10 protein-coding genes and 2 pseudogenes are annotated in these 14400 nt (G+C 72.5%); 3 read left to right on the top strand and 9 right to left on the bottom strand.

The features are described 5' to 3' along the window. Nucleotides 1-55: 55 nt before the first annotated feature. A pseudogene (locus tag AC5PYY_RS10190) lies at nt 56-1029 on the top strand (ATP-binding cassette domain-containing protein); the annotation flags it as partial. 669 nt (nt 1030-1698) lie between these two features. Here AC5PYY_RS10190 and AC5PYY_RS10185 read toward each other — a convergent pair. The 4 genes and pseudogenes from AC5PYY_RS10185 to AC5PYY_RS10170 all read right to left on the bottom strand — a co-directional run. After that, the gene (locus AC5PYY_RS10185; protein ID WP_493896701.1) at nt 1699-2649 is read right to left on the bottom strand and encodes a prenyltransferase; all 951 of its coding nucleotides are present in this window, start codon (nt 2647-2649) and stop codon (nt 1699-1701) included. After that, complete coding sequence (locus tag AC5PYY_RS10180) at nt 2642-3205, bottom strand: class I SAM-dependent methyltransferase (RefSeq protein ID WP_493896700.1); 564 nt, start codon at nt 3203-3205, stop codon at nt 2642-2644. Before AC5PYY_RS10180 ends, AC5PYY_RS10185 begins: the two co-directional genes overlap by 8 nt. A gap of 63 nt (nt 3206-3268) precedes the next feature. Then, nucleotides 3269-3955, bottom strand: coding sequence for an AAA domain-containing protein (locus AC5PYY_RS10175; protein WP_493899358.1), 687 nt, complete (start codon nt 3953-3955; stop codon nt 3269-3271). 89 nt (nt 3956-4044) lie between these two features. Further along, nucleotides 4045-5712: pseudogene (locus tag AC5PYY_RS10170) on the bottom strand (TM0106 family RecB-like putative nuclease); the annotation flags it as partial. Nucleotides 5713-6071: 359 nt separating this feature from the next. On the opposite strand from AC5PYY_RS10170, the gene AC5PYY_RS10165 reads away from it, so the two are divergent. Next, nucleotides 6072-6884, top strand: a complete 813-nt coding sequence (locus AC5PYY_RS10165; RefSeq protein ID WP_493896699.1) for a potassium channel family protein — start codon at nt 6072-6074, stop codon at nt 6882-6884. A 10-nt stretch (nt 6885-6894) separates the two neighbouring features. Here AC5PYY_RS10165 and AC5PYY_RS10160 read toward each other — a convergent pair whose 3' ends face one another. The 4 genes from AC5PYY_RS10160 to AC5PYY_RS10145 all read right to left on the bottom strand — a co-directional run bounded on the left by AC5PYY_RS10160 (nt 6895) and on the right by AC5PYY_RS10145 (nt 11717). Further along, complete coding sequence (locus AC5PYY_RS10160; RefSeq protein WP_075819490.1) at nt 6895-7302, bottom strand: HIT family protein; 408 nt, start codon at nt 7300-7302, stop codon at nt 6895-6897. A gap of 10 nt (nt 7303-7312) precedes the next feature. Continuing rightward, a complete protein-coding gene (locus AC5PYY_RS10155; RefSeq protein ID WP_493896698.1) occupies nt 7313-8647 on the bottom strand; it encodes an aminotransferase family protein in 1335 nt (444 codons plus the stop codon). Nucleotides 8648-8663: 16 nt separating this feature from the next. After that, nucleotides 8664-10037, bottom strand: a complete 1374-nt coding sequence (locus AC5PYY_RS10150; protein ID WP_493896697.1) for an aminotransferase class III-fold pyridoxal phosphate-dependent enzyme — start codon at nt 10035-10037, stop codon at nt 8664-8666. Between the two features lie 120 nt (nt 10038-10157). After that, nucleotides 10158-11717 (bottom strand): aldehyde dehydrogenase family protein, encoded by a 1560-nt coding sequence (locus AC5PYY_RS10145; protein ID WP_493896696.1) that lies wholly within the window; start codon nt 11715-11717, stop codon nt 10158-10160. Nucleotides 11718-11919: 202 nt separating this feature from the next. Between AC5PYY_RS10145 and AC5PYY_RS10140 the strand changes: the two genes are divergently transcribed. Then, a complete protein-coding gene (locus AC5PYY_RS10140; protein ID WP_493896695.1) occupies nt 11920-12237 on the top strand; it encodes a hypothetical protein in 318 nt (105 codons plus the stop codon). Here AC5PYY_RS10140 and AC5PYY_RS10135 read toward each other — a convergent pair. Beyond that, nucleotides 12227-14350, bottom strand: coding sequence for a S9 family peptidase (locus AC5PYY_RS10135; protein WP_493896694.1), 2124 nt, complete (start codon nt 14348-14350; stop codon nt 12227-12229). The two genes, AC5PYY_RS10140 and AC5PYY_RS10135, sit on opposite strands and share 11 nt — an antisense overlap. Between the last annotated feature and the right edge of the window lie 50 nt (nt 14351-14400).

Raw genomic sequence — 14400 nt, 5'->3', positions numbered from 1 at the left:
AAGAGAGGCCCTGACCAGCACAAACGCTGGTCAGGGCCTTTATGTTTCCACGAAAGTGTCCGCGCGAGCAGATTGGGTCGTCGATATCGGCCCGGGTGCGGGCGAGGTCGGAGGTCGAGTGCTTCACAGCGGCCCTGTCGCGGGCTGGAGGACGTGACTGAGTCGGTCACCAGCGCCTACCTGTTCGGTCGCGCTGAGCGGCTCGTGCACGATGCGCGGGCCCCGCAGGGCTGGCTGCGACTGACCGGCGTACATCGCCACAACCTGCGCGACCTGTCTGTCGATATCCCGCTGTGCGTGCTGAGCGCCGTCACCGGGGTGTCCGGGTCCGGCAAGTCGACCCTGGTCACCCAAGTCCTGGCCGAGGACCCGACTGCTCGTGAGTCGTTCGACCGACTGGTATTGGTCGATCAGCGCCCGATCGGCCGGACGCCGCGGTCCAACCTCGCGACGTACACAGGGATGTTCGATGCCGTGCGGAAGGTGTACGCCGCCACGGACGCGGCCCGGGCCCGCGGTTACGGCGCCGGCCGCTTCTCCTTCAACGTCGCCGGGGGCCACTGCGAGACCTGTCAGGGCGAGGGATTCGTCTCCGTCGAGCTACTGTTTCTGCCTGGCACCTACGCTCCTGCCCAACGTGCCACGGCGATCGCTACAACCCCGAGACGCTCCAGATCACCTACCGCGGCAAGAGCATCGCGGAGGTCCTCGACCTGTCCGTCGACGACGCCGCCACGTTCCTGGCCGACGTACCGGCCGCCGCACGCAGCCTCCAGACGCTTCGCGAGGTGGGTCTGGGCTACCTGCGACTTGGACAGCCGGCGACCGAGCTCAGCGGCGGGGAGGCACAGCGCATCAAGCTCGCCACCGAGCTCCAGCGCGCTCACCGCGGACTGGGTCATCGATCTCGGTCCGGGCGGAGGAGATGCCGGCGGTCGGGTTGTCGCGACCGGCATGCCGGCCGACATCGCGAGGGCCGAGGGCAGCGCGACCGCTCCCTACCTCTCGCGGCGGCTCGAGCGGACATGAGCTGGGTGCGGGCGGCCGGTGTGCCGTCAGGCTGCCGCGCGGGCGCGAAGGCATCACGCCAAGAAGAATCCGTACACGTCATGAAAGATGAAGGCATGACTGTGTATCTCGCGTGGACCTCGGAGGAGCTGCCTGACCTGGAGGGGCCGTGGCACGAGGCTCGGCTTGTGGCGCCTGGGCTGGTCGCCGTGGACAGCACCGAATCGCTGTCAGCGGTCTATCACGCCATCAAGTGGTCCCTGGAGGGTGAGGCTTCGCTGATCGTGGTCCCCGTGCACCAGACGCCCAAGTCGCGGGGCATGGCTGCTGGCACCACTAGGTGGTTGCGTGAGCGGACTGCAAGGCAACCGCCCGGTGCGAACATCGGGGGCCTCACGTCATCCGATTGAGCTGTCCGGGCTCCCAGGCCACGAGGGCCGCCAGGTTGGTTCTCCCACCTCAGGGAACGGGGATTCACGTGGGTGGGTGATGGACCCGGGAAGATTGAGACCGGGGAGCGGCGCCCGCAACCGGGGAGGCCCCGCGCGGACTCCCCTGCCCCGGGGACGCCGCCCGATCAGCGAACCTCAGTTGGCGCCACCCGACCTCGAGTTCGCGCCGAGCGTGCTGCGTGTCGCAAGACCAGTCCAGACGACGCGTCCGCCCGGCAACGGAGCCGTCGGGGGGAGCTCAGGCGAGCACCCAGGCGGCACCGTGCAGCAGCAGGAAGAGCACCATGGCCGCGACCGACGGGCCGGGCGCGCCGTGCCCGAGGCGGGCGACGGCATACACCGACAGCGGCGCGACGAGCAGGCCGGCGGCTGCCACCGGCCAGGGGTGCACGACCACGCTCACCAGGTATGCCGCGACGATCGCCACTGCGCCGGCGCGTCGCAGCACCGGCGCGGACAGCCTCGAGGCGAGAGTGTGCTTGCCGACGGACCAGTCGGCCTCGCGGTCCGGCCACTGGGTCTCGAGCAGGTTGACGAAGGTCAGCAGCGCGAAGGGCACGAAGACCAGCACGGACCAGCCGAGCGGCGCCCCGGCGACCACGGCCCCGGTCGCCGGAAGCAGCAGGCCGCCGAGCACCGCGTTGACCACCTCGCCCCAGCCGTGCCGCGACCAGGGCCAGGGCCCCACCGAGTAGGTCCATCCCCCGACGAGCCCGACGAGAAGGAGCACCGCGACGAGCCCGCTCACCCACCCGGTCACCAGCCCCACCCCGACCTCGACCACCGCGGCACCGCCCGCAGCCAGAGCGACCCGCAGGGCGAAGACCGCGGGCAGCCCGTGGTCCGCGAGCGCGCCGCTGCCCCCGGAGAAGCGTGTCCGCACGGTGCGGGCGTCGGTGGCGGCGTCCGCGAACTCGTTGACGGCATGCACGCTCACCGCCACGGCGAGCACACAGGCAGCCGCCATCAGGACGCCGAGAGGCGCCAACCCGGCACCACAGGGCGCACCGCCGGCCCCGGCCAGCCACCCGGCCAGCGTCGATCCCTGCTCGGTCGACGCACCCCTCGATCCGGCCAGCCAGCCGACCGCCGCGACCACGAGGACGAGCAGCACCTGGTCCGGTCGGCTCAGCCGGAACGCGGCGGCACCGCGCCCGGCCCACGGCCGACGGCGTCGCCCCTCACCCACCCCAGGTCCCGACGCAGACCCGGACGTGCCCGCCCCAGCGGCTCCAGGACCTCGTGCCACTCAAGTCGGGCTCGACGACGGTCCACGGGTGGGCGTCGATGTCGGCGCCGCCGAGCCAGCACGCGGCCTGGGCGAGCGGCGAGGCCCAGGCCGCGTTCCCCGTGGGACGGGCCATGTCGACCACGCCGACGCGTGCCCCCGACCGCAGCACGTCGCGGACGGCGCGCCACGCCTGGCCGGCGTCGGGGGCGAGCGACAGCGAGTAGGTGAAGAGCACGGCGTCGAACGCGTGTCCTGCGGCCGCCTCCACCAGCGCCCTCGGGTCTGTCATATCGCCCTCCACGAGGCGCAGGCGACCATCGTGGCTCCCGGTCCGACGCCGGCCGGCGCGCCCGAGCATCGCGGCGCTGCGGTCCAGCCCCACCACGAGCCCGGTCGGACCCAACGTCGTGCATAAGGGCAGACAGGTTGAGCCCGGTCCCGCAGCCGACGTCCAGCACGCGCTCCCCCGGCCGCAGCCCCAGCGCGGGGATCGCGAGGCGTCGGCCCACGACATAGACCGGCTCACCGGACAGCAGGTCATAGGCGCGCGCGGTCAGGGGTCCGTAGCGCCCTACGCTCACCCGGCCCGCCCGCCGTCGCCGTCAGCGCGCGAGGCACCGGCGTCGCACAGGGCGACGAAGGCACCGAGATGCAGCAGCGCGTCGGCGCTCGAGGGCAGGTGGGCGGTGAGGGCCTCGGAGCGGATGAGCACCGCCCTCCACCGCGCGCGGGAGATCGCCACGTTGAGCCGGTTGCGGCTGAGGAGGAAGCCCATGCCGCGCGGCACGTCGGCGGCCGAGGACGCGGTCATCGACAGGATCGCGACCACCGCCTCCTGGCCCTGGAACCCGTCGACCGTGCCGACCCGGACCCCGTCGAGCCCGGCCTCCTCGAGCGCGCCGCGGATGAGCACCACCTGAGCGTTGTAGGGCGCCACGACCAGCACGTCAGCGGGACCGAGCGGCCGGGGCGTGGTGGGGTCTGCCGGGTCCTCCCAGGCCGCGCCGAGGTAGGCCCGCACCTGGCGGACGACCTCGGCGGCCTCCTCCGGCGACTGCGGTTGCCTGCGTGAGCCACCCGCACGACCTCCAGCCCGGGCTCCACCCCGTCGAGCGACCGGGCAGCGGCCGGCGCCGCCGACCCGAGCTGACCGGCATACGCCAGCTCCGACACGGTCGCGGTGACCGCCGGGTGCATGCGGTAGGTCTGCTCGAGGAAGTACCCGTGCGCCGGGTCCAGCGTGGGCTCGCCGTGCATCAGCCATCCCAGCGCCGACTCGTCCACCGGCTCCGCGTGCGTGCCCTGGCTGACCTGCGGCAGCTGCTGCGGGTCGCCGAGCAGCAGCAGACGGGCTGCCGCAGCGCCCACCGCGATGGTCGGCGCGAGGGCGAACTGCCCGGCCTCGTCCACGACGAGCAGGTCCAGCCCACCCGGCTGGACCAGGTCGAGGTGGGAGAACGTCCAGGCCGTCCCGCCGAGCACGCACCCGGTCCCGCGGTGGTCCTCCAGGAAGGCCGCCCGGCCACCGACGGTGTCCGTCACGTCGACCCAGGGACGGTCGGGCGTCTCGTTCTTCGACTTGCCGACCGGCTCGGGGTCCAGGCCGGCGTCCACGACGCCGCCGAGGACGTTCTCCACCACCGCGTGCGACTGCGCCACGACCCCGACCCGCCAGCCGTGCTCCTCGACGAGCCGTCGGATCACCAGCGAGCCGGTGTAGGTCTTGCCGGTGCCGGGCGGACCCTGGATGGCGAGGTAGCTGCGGTCCAGCGCGAGCAGCGCCGACACGACGTCCTCGACCACGTCACCCGAGTGCGGCAGCGCCTCCCGCCCGAGCAGCCGCGGCGGCCGACGGGCCAGCAGATCGAGGGCGGGTGCGGCCGGGAGGTCGGGCCCGGAGCGCGCGGTCAGCGCCGCCATGAGGGCGTCCTGCTCCTGCGCCGCCTCCCGGGGCTCGTCGTCGAGGGCGCGCGGCACGACGAGGTGACGGACACCAGCCACCTGCGCCCGCTCCAGCAGCCAGTCGCGCAGCCCCAGGGTCGACCGGCAGTCGTAGGCGTTGTAGTCGGCGAGCGCGTCCAGCCGCTCCATGGCCCGCTCCGGGTCCTCCTGCGCCCAGAGCCGGAACTCGTGGTAGGCCAGGATGGACGCGTCGCCGCTGACCACGCCGTCCTCGGACCGCAGCTCGGCACCCATGTAGAGCGGCTCCAGCGCCTTGATGCTGTAGGACGGCGCCGAGGTCATCACCGAGCCGCGGACGACGGCATACAGGTCGACGAAGACCTCCGCGCGCAGCAGGATGTCGAGCTCCTCCTCACGCACCTGGTAGCGCATGGCCATCGCCTTGAGCGCGGACGTCTCGTACGGCGCGTAGTGGTAGACGTGCAGGTCCGGCCACCGTAGACGGCGTGCACCCAGGTCGTCCACGAACGCCACGAAGGCCGCACGCTCCTCGGCGAACGAGTGCGCCGACACCGCGGTGTAGCTGCCCGCCGTGTCGGTCGTCCCCCAGAGGTACTGCAACCCGGTCCGGGAGCGGTCCCCCTCGTGGTGGTGCGGGTCGCCCTCGAAGTCGAAGAAGAGGTCGCCCTCGCTGGGTGCCGGCAGCAGGGCCAGGGTCGACGAGGCCGTCCCGAGCAGGGCGTATGCCGCCTCCCCGGGTGGGGTGCCCGCCTGCAGCGCCGCCTGGGCCCGCAGCCGCTCGAAGGTCTCCGCAGGCATGTCCGGCGGCCGCTCGGTCGCCCGGGCGAGGTCGGCGACGGTGCGCAGCCCGGTGGCGCGCAGCTGCTCCCGCTGCCTGCCGTGCACCCCGGCGACGTCGGCGGTCGCGACGTCGAGCCGCTCCCCCGAACCCAGCAGCAGGCTGACCGTGACCGAGGTCCACACACCCAGCCCGCGCAGCTGCTCGGCGTAGGCACCCAGCTGGACCAGCGCCCGGGCCGATGCCGAGCGGGCCAGCTTGGCGTCGCACACCCGCCAGCCGTCCTCGGCCCGCTCCACGACGTCGGCGAAGCCGAGCATCTCCCCGTCGAACACGCAGGCCTGGGACAGCGTCCGGGCCGGGCCCTGCAGCGCCCGGACGGTGGCCTGTGCCGACTCCCGCAGCCCGTCGAGCGTCGGGGGGCCACGGCGGTCGCGCCAGCTCGAGCACCTCGCCCTGCTCCCGGTAGGCCGCGAGCAGCTCGTCCTCGTGCCGCTGCCCGAGCGCGGCCAGGTGCTCCCCCATGGGATCGGGTGCGGTGGCGGGCGGCTCGGCCCACCCGAGCTGCGCGTCGAGACCGCGGAGGAAGGAGAACTCACAGTCCAGCGCTGCCCCGAGGTCGGACGGGCTCCACACCAGCCGACGACCGTCGAGCGCGAACATGGCCCTACCCTCCCCGATGGCACCGACGGACCCGCGGCCGGGCCGGGCGCAGGAGGCGGCGCCCCGGCCGCGCTCCGTGCCCCGGGCGCGCGCCTGGGAGGATGGCGGCATGAACCGGCTGGAACGGTGGGAGTCGCGGACCCAGACGCCGATGCTCGTGCTCGCCTTCGTCTTCCTGGTGGCCTTCGCCGTCCCGATCATCGACCCGAGCCTGCCGGTGGGGGTGCGCCGCACCTGCGTCATCGTCCAGGACGCGGTGTGGGTCGCCTTCCTCGTCGACTACGGCTACCGGCTCCTCGTCGCGCCGGACCGGTGGGGTTTCGTCCGCAAGCACCCGATCGACCTCGCCGCCGTCGCCCTGCCCGCGCTGCGTCCGCTGCGCCTGATCGCCGCCCTGTCCCTGCTGCACCAGGCCGCCGGGGACCGCCTCCGGGGGCACGTGGTGCTCTACGTCGTCGCCGCCAGCGGCATGGTCGTCTTCATCTCCTCCCTCGCCGTGCTCAAGGCCGAGAGGGACGCCGCGGGCGCGAGCATCACCACCTGGCCGGACGCCGTGTGGTGGTCGATGGTGACCGTGACGACCGTCGGCTACGGCGATTTCGCCCCGGTCACCACGGAGGGCCGCCTCTTCGCCGTCGGCCTGATGCTGTGTGGGATCGCCCTGCTGGGCGTCGTCACCGCCAGCTTGGCGTCCTGGCTGATCGAGCGGATCGAGGAGCCCGACCCCACGCGTCAGCCCGCCACGGCCGCCGACGTGACCGAGCTCACCGAGCAGGTGCGCGAGCTGCGGGCCGAGGTCGCGGCCCTGCGCGGGGAGGAGGGACCCTGACCGCGCCGCCTCAGCTCAGAGCCGCCCTCAGCTCCTCGGCATACCGCGCGGCCTCACCGTCGGCATACCTCACCCGAGGCCAGAAGAAGCCCCGGAGACCATCCCCCTTCGTCCGCGGCACCACGTGCGCATGCAGGTGCGGCACCGACTGACTGACGGTGTTGTTCATCGCGACGAAGGTGCCCTGCGCGCCGAGCTCGTCGCGCACGACCGCGGCGACCTCGCGCACCGTGGCGAAGAACGGCTCGACCAGGGCGTCCGGCAGCTCGGTCAGGGTGTCGACGTGCTCGCGCGGGACGAGGAGCACGTGGCCCTTGAAGACCGGACGGACGTCGAGGAAACCCACCACGTGCTCACGGTCCAGGACCACGTGCGCGGGCTCCTCACCGGCGACGATGCGGCAGAACAGGCAGGACATGGACCGAACGCTAGCCGCCGGCACCGACATCGCCGAGCACGTCACGTATGCCCTGCGCCACCCCGGCGGCGATCCGGTCCACCTCGTCGTCGGTGACCACCAGCGGCGGGCCGAGCAGCAGCAGGTCACCACGCCGTCCGTCGGCACAGCCGGTGCCCGGGTAGACGAGCACCCCCTGCTCCCGGCAGGCCTCCAGCACGCGTTCGGTGACGCGTTCGCTGCGCTCGAAGGGCTCCCGGGTCGCCGGGTCGGCGACCAGCTCCACCGCCTGCAGCAGGCCGCGGCCCCGCACGTCCCCGACCACGCGCACGTCGGCGAGCTCCCGGCGCAGCGCCGCGTGCAGCCGCTCCCCCTGCCGGGCGGAGGCCTCGACCAGGCCCTCACGCTGCAGGACCCGCAGCACCGCCAGCCCGGTGGCGGCGCCGACGACGTGGTGGGAGTAGGTGTAGCCGTGGACGAAGCCGCCCTCGCGCAACGTGTCGTGCACCGCACCGCTGGCGACCGCCAGACCCAGGGGCCAGTAGCCCGAGGCGGTCCCCTTGCCGGCCACCAGGACGTCGGGCCGCAGCCCGAAGTGCTCGCTGGCGAACCACGCCCCCGTCCGCCCGAACCCGGTCATCACCTCGTCGGCGACGACGAGGATCCCGTGGCGACGGCATACCTCCACGATCCGCGCCCAGTAGTCCGCTGGCGGCACGCACGCCCCCAGGCCCGCGCCCGAGATCGGCTCCGCAACGAAGGCCGCGACCCTGCAGGGCCCGATCTGCTCAACCAGCGCCTCCAGCGCCAGAGCGTGCCGCGTCGAGCAGCCGTCGGGGTGGTCCTCGGGGTAGGCGCAGCGGTACTCGTACGGCGTCGTGGTGTGCCGGGCGACGGACAGCCAGGGCTCGTAGGGCGCCCGGAGGCCCGGCCGCCCGGACACGTCGAGCGCACCCCGGGTGTTGCCGTGGTAGGAACCCTTCCGACCGATGACGACGTCCCGGTCCTCACCACGGGCGAGGTGGTAGGAGCGGACCATCTTCAGCGCCGACTCCACCGCCTCGCTGCCCCCGGAAACCGGGTAGATCCGCGCCCCGTCTATCGGCAGCAGCGGAGCGAGCGCCTCGGCATACTCCTCCAGCGCGGGCGTCGAGAACGCCGAGCCGTGGACGTAGGCGACCCGGGATGCCTGGGCGGCGGCCGCCTCGACCACCTCGGTGACGCCGTGACCGATGCCCACGACGACGGCGCCGCCCGCGGCGTCGAGGTAGCGGCGCCCTTCGACGTCGATCAGCCACGCGCCCTCGCCGTGGTCGATGGCGACGCGGTCGGCACCGCCGCGGCTGAAGACGTGGCGGGCGCTCACCCGCGGATCATCCTCGTCACCGGTCTGAGGCGGCCGCGGCGACCGCCTCGCCGAACAGGCGCAGACCGGTCTCGACCTCCTCGGCGGTCACGACGAGCGGCGGCGACATCCGCACGACGGTCTCGCCCGCCTCGAGCACGAGCAGGCCGCGCTCGAAGGCGGCCTGCTGCACCGCGGCGGAGAGCGCGCTGTCGGCGAACTCCACGCCGATCATGAGACCGACGCCGCGCACGTCCGTGATCGCCTGCGGATGCTGAGCCTGCAGCTCGCGCAGTCCGGCCAGCAGCCGGTCGCCGACGGTCCGTGCGTGCTCCAGCAGCCCCTCGGACTCGATGACGCGCAGCGTCGCCAGGCCCGCCGCGCACGGCACCGGGCTCCCACCGTAGGTCGACCCGTGGGTGCCGACGCCCCAGCTCTCCATGAGCGAGGCCTTGGCCATGAAGGCGCCCAGCGGCAGACCGGAGGCGATGCCCTTGGCCGACAGCAGCATGTCCGGCTCCACGCCCGTCTGCTCGATCGCCCACATGGTGCCGGTGCGCCCCATGCCGCACTGCACCTCGTCGGCGACGAGCAGGATCCCGTGCTCGTCGCACAGCTCGCGCAACCGCCGCATCCAGCCCTCGCCGGGCACGATGTAGCCGCCCTCGCCCTGGATCGGCTCGACGAAGATCGCGGCGACCTCTCGCGGATCCACGTCGTGGCGGAAGATCGTCTCCAGCGCGTCGAACGTCGCCGTGTCCTCGGCATCGGCACCAGCCGCCACCTTCGCCGGGTCGGCGTAGGGCACGTGGACGACGCCGGGGAGCAGCGGCCCGAAGCCCTTGTGGTACTTCGGCTTGGAGCTGGTCAGCGAGACCGCGCCCATGGTCCGGCCGTGGAAGGCGCCGTAGAAGCTGATGACGTAAGGCCGCCCGGTCGCGTAGCGCGCCAGCTTGAGGGCGCCCTCGACCGCCTCGGCACCGGAGTTGGTGAGGAAGACGCGGACCGGCTCCGACATGGGCGCGGTCTGCGCGAGCGCCCGGCACATCTGCGAGTAGACGGGCAGGAAGAAGTCGCTCGCGGAGTAGTGCAGCAGGTCCGCGGCCTGCTCCTGCACCGCGCGCACCACCTCGGGGTGGGCGTGGCCGGTGGAGTTCACCGCGATGCCCGCGTTGAAGTCGAGGAAGAGGTTGCCGTCGACGTCCTCGATGCGGCACCCGCGGGCGCGGCGCGGCGCGAACGGATAGGCGCGGGGCAGCGAGGGGCTGGTCACGGCCTGATCGCCCGCCACCACCTCCTGGGTGCGCGGCCCGGGCAGCTCGGTGCGCAGGTCCGGGACCGGGCGCTGCGGGTCGTCCCAGGCGGGGGTGTCGGACGCGGTGGTCGGCTCGGCGACAGCGGTGTCGGTCATCGTGTGCTCTCTTCTCGACAGTCGTGGGTATGCGGTGTGGCTCGACCGTCGGTCCGGTCGGGTGGGTGTGGTGTCGTGTCGGCGCGGGCGGCCGTGGCGTCGCCCGGCGGTGCGGTCGGGTCAGGCCCCGACGACGGTCTGGGACTGCTCGCGCATGAAGAGTTGCACGTAGTGCAGCCCGCCACCGGCCTTGCCGGAGCTGCCCGAGCCCTTCCAGCCGCCGAAGGGCTGCACTCCCGGCCAGGCCCCGGTCGTCGCCCCCGCCGGGCGATTGACGTAGACGACCCCGGCCTCGATCTGGGCCAGGAACCGGTCGATCTCGTCCTGCTCGCCCGCGAAGAGGCCGGCGGTGAGGCCGAAGATCGTCTCGTTGGCCCGCTCCAGCGCCTCGTCGAGCGAGTCGACCGGCGCGACGACGGCGAGCGGGACGAACAGCTCGGTCTCGAAGAGCTCGTCGTCCGCGGGCAGCCCCGTGATGAGGGTCGGCTGGACGTAGTAGCCGGGCAGCCCGTCGGCGCCCTGCAGCACCTCCCCGCCGGCCACGATCGTGCCCCCGGCCTCGCGCGCGTGGGCGACCGCGGCGCGGAACCGCTCCACGGCGTCGGCGTCGATGACCGGGCCGGTGAAGGTGGCCCGGTCCAACGGGTCACCGACGACGACGTCCTCGAGCGCCGACCCCAGGGCCTGCACCAGGTCGTCGTGCGCCGCCCGATCCACGTAGACGCGGGAGCACGCCGAGCACTTCTGCCCGGACGCGCCGGCGATCGAGCGGGTGATGCCCTGCGCCGCCTTCCCCAGGTCGGCGCTCGCGGTGACGATCGTCGGATTCTTGCCGCCCATCTCGGTGATGACCGGCTTCGGGTAGTCGCTGCGGAAGGCGTCGATGACCGACATCCCGCCCGCGTAGGAGCCGGTGAAGGTGAGACCGTCGATGCCGCTGTGACCGACGACCGCCTTGCCGACCTCGTCCCCACCGGGCAGGAACTGCATGAGCCCCTCCGGGAGCCCGGCCTCCAGCAGGATCTCGTAGAGCTTCCAGGCCACATGGGTCCCCTGGACCGAGGGCTTGAGGACGACGGCGTTGCCTGCCACGAGGGCTGCGGCCGCCGGACCGGCCGCCAGGGCCATGGGGAAGTTGAACGGGCTGATCACTCCCCAGACGCCGTGCGGGCGCAGGACGGAGCGCGTCACCTCGGTGTCGGACAGCTGCTCCATGGCGGCCTCGAACCCGCCGTTGCCCTCCACCTGGTCGCAGTAGTAGCGGAAGAAGACCGCCGACTCCTCGACGTCGCCGATCGCCTCGAGCCGGTTCTTGCCGACCTCCATGGTCATCAGCGCCGCCAGCTCATGGGCCCGCTCGCTGATGAGGTCTGCCGCGGCACGCAGCACGGGGAGGCGCTCCTGCCAGGGGATGGCCGCCCACTCCTGACCGGCGGCGCGTGCGTCGGCGACCGCGGTCTCGATCGCCTGGGGCGAGGCGGCCCGGACCCGGGCGATGAGGATGGAGGGGTCCGCGGGGCTGTGGACCTCGACCGGCTCACCCGGGTCGGGGTCGCCCGGCGCCTGGATCTCCGCGCCGAGCCAGCCGCGCGCCGTCTCCACCCCGGCCTCGTAGGCGCGGTGCAGGTCCTCGTTGTCGGCGGTCAGGGTGGCGTAGGTGACCTTGAACGGTTCGGACACGGCGGTGTCTCCTCACACTGTGCGGCTCGTCGGTGACTTCATCCGGCAGTCTGCCAGATTTGCAGGATGATTCACTGCCTGACTAGCAATCCACCGGAAAATCTACGGTTGTTGACCCTGCCGATGGTAGCGCAGGACAGCGCGTCTGGGGAGGGGGTGGCGGGTCGCCGAACCGCCGCGATGCCCTAGTCACGACCGAAACATGGCAGCATCCGGCATCACGGGACGCCATTCCTCCCCAGAAGCAGCCGGTGCTGGCCCACGCCTGGCCTGGGTCGCCGTCATCGGTGCGGTCGTCGCCGCCGCGCTCATCTGGTTCGGCCAGCAACTGCTCATCGACGCGGGCGACATCACGTTCCAGGAGGCTCAGGAGCCCTGGGCCGAGAACAAGGCGGCGGGTCCCGCCGACATGGAGCGGTTCACCGCCGCGAAGGACGCCTACACCGACACCGAGGGCTCCAGCGCGGGCGACGCCGTCGACGCCCTCGAGGGCTCCCCCTCCTGCACCCTCAGCCGCTGATCTCCGCCGCCCCGAGCTGGTCGAGCACGAAGGCGATCTCGAAGGCGGTCTCTTTCCACGCGTCATACCGGCCCGTCTTGCCACCGTGCCCAGCGACCATCTCGGTCTTGAGCAGGATCGGGCGCGCCTGCGGGTCGCTGGTCACGGTCTCCCGCAACCGCGCCACCCACTTGGCCGGCTCGACGTAGAACACCCGCGTGTCGTTGAGTCCGGTGGTCGCGAGGATCGCCGGGTAGTCGACCGGGCGGATGTTCTCGTAGGGCGTGTAGGTGCGCATGAGTCGGTAGATCTCCGCCGACTCGACGGGGTTGCCCCACTCCTCCCACTCCCCGACCGTCAGCGGTAGCGCCGGGTTGAGGATCGTCGTGAGGGCGTCGACGAAAGCTACACCGGCGTGGACGACGCGGAACCGCTCGGGCGCCAGGTTGAGGACAGCCCCCATGAGCAGACCCCCCGCGGAGCGCCCCTCGGCGCCGAGCCGGTCCGGGTCCACCCAGCCGCTGTCCACCAGGTGCTCCGCGCAGGCGACGAAGTCGGTGAAGGTGTTGGCCTTATGCTCCATGCGGCCGTCTTCGTACCACCCCCGCCCCATCTCGCCACCGCCGCGGACGTGCGCGACCGCGAAGACGACCCCGCGGTCCAGGTAGGACAGGCGGGAGACCGAGAAGGCCGGGTCGATCGAGATCTCGTAGGAGCCGTAGCCGTAGAGCAGTCCCGGGTGGGTGCCGTCGGGGAGGAGGTCGCGGCGGGCCACGAGCGAGATCGGGATGCGCGTGCCGTCCGAGGCGCTCGCCCACAGCCGCTGCTGCTGGTAGTCGTCTGGGTCGAACCCGCCGAGGACCGGCTGCCGCTTCACGAGGTCCAGCTCACCGCTGGCGAGATCGAGGTCGTAGACGCTGCGCGGGGTCACCAGCGACTCGATGAGCACCTGCAGGGTGTCGGAGTCGTAGGTCGGGTTGGTGCCGGGTTCGATGGTGTAGACCTCCTCCTCGACCGGGACCTGGTAGCCCTCCCCCACCGGGCGTCCTCCGACCGACAGCGGGAGCACCTGCACCTGGGTCAGCCCGTCGCGGCGCAGCGACAGCACCAGGTGTCCGGAGAAGGCATCCACGCCACTGACCCGGACGCCGTCCTGACCCGGCAGCACCGTCGTCCACTCCTGCGCGGAGGTGGCGCCCACCGGCGCGACCGCGAGCTCGAAGTCGCGGTGCCCCCGGTTGTGCACGATCCAGAGGTTGTCGCCGGCGGGCTCCACGTCATACTCGACCCCCTCCTCCCGCGGGGCGACGACGCCGAACTCCCCCGTCGGATCCTCGGCCAGGAGCAGCCGGAACTCGGAGGTGTTCTTGCTCCCCAGCGCGATGATGACGTGCCGGTCGTCCCGCGACGTGCCGATGCCCATCCAGAAGCGCTCGTCGTCCTCCTGGTGCACCAGGACGTCCTCGTCGGCTGGGCGCCCCACCTGGTGTCGCCAGACCTGGTGGGGACGCCAGGCGTCGTCCACCCGGGTGTAGAACAGGTAGTCGCCCGTCGCCGACCAGGCCGTGCCGTAGCCGATGCCGCGCACCGCGTCGTCGATGATCTCCCCCGTGCCCAGATCCTTGATCCGCAGGTCGAAGCGCTCGTCGCCGGTGGTGTCGACGGCGTAGGCGAGCCGGTCGCCGGACGCGGTCACGTCGAAGGCACCCAGGCTGAAGAACTCCTCCCCCTGCGCCTCCGCGTTGCCGTCCAGCAGCACCTCCTCACCGTCGGGCGCCGAGCCCGGGTCCAGCTCGGGACGATCCGGCGACTCACCCACGCCGATGCGGCCGTGCACGGCGTACTGCTCGCCCTCGATCGTGCGGGTGTAGTACCACCAGTCGCGGTGCCGCACCGGGACAGACAGATCGGTCTGCTGCACCCGGCCCTTGATCTCGCCGAAGATGCGGTCGCGCAGCGGCTCGAGATGCGCGGTCCGCGCCTCGGTGTAGGCGTTCTCCGCCTCGAGGTGCGCGATCACGTCGGGATCGCTCTTGTCCCGGAGCCACTCGAAGGGATCGACCACGTCCTCCCCGTGGTGGGAGCGGAGGACGTCCACGTGGGCGGCGGCGGGCGGAACGGGTCGAGCAGTCACTCGGTCCACGCTACCCCGGGTATGCCTTCGCCGCCGCCTCCCATCCGTCG

This window comes from Serinicoccus sp. JS2-9, assembly GCF_059025165.1.
This window is presented reverse-complemented; position numbering and strand designations above follow the sequence as displayed.

Excerpts from the sequence above, each read along its gene's own strand:
- AC5PYY_RS10140 (WP_493896695.1), top strand. The coding sequence starts at position 11,920 with ATGGCAGCATCCGGCATCACGGGACGCCATTCCTCCCCAGAAGCAGCC.
- AC5PYY_RS10160 (WP_075819490.1), bottom strand. The coding sequence starts at position 7,302 with ATGTCCTGCCTGTTCTGCCGCATCGTCGCCGGTGAGGAGCCCGCGCAC.
- AC5PYY_RS10180 (WP_493896700.1), bottom strand. The coding sequence starts at position 3,205 with ATGTCGTGGGCCGACGCCTCGCGATCCCCGCGCTGGGGCTGCGGCCGG.
- AC5PYY_RS10165 (WP_493896699.1), top strand. The coding sequence starts at position 6,072 with ATGGCACCGACGGACCCGCGGCCGGGCCGGGCGCAGGAGGCGGCGCCC.
- AC5PYY_RS10150 (WP_493896697.1), bottom strand. The coding sequence starts at position 10,037 with ATGACCGACACCGCTGTCGCCGAGCCGACCACCGCGTCCGACACCCCC.
- AC5PYY_RS10175 (WP_493899358.1), bottom strand. The coding sequence starts at position 3,955 with ATGGCTGATGCACGGCGAGCCCACGCTGGACCCGGCGCACGGGTACTT.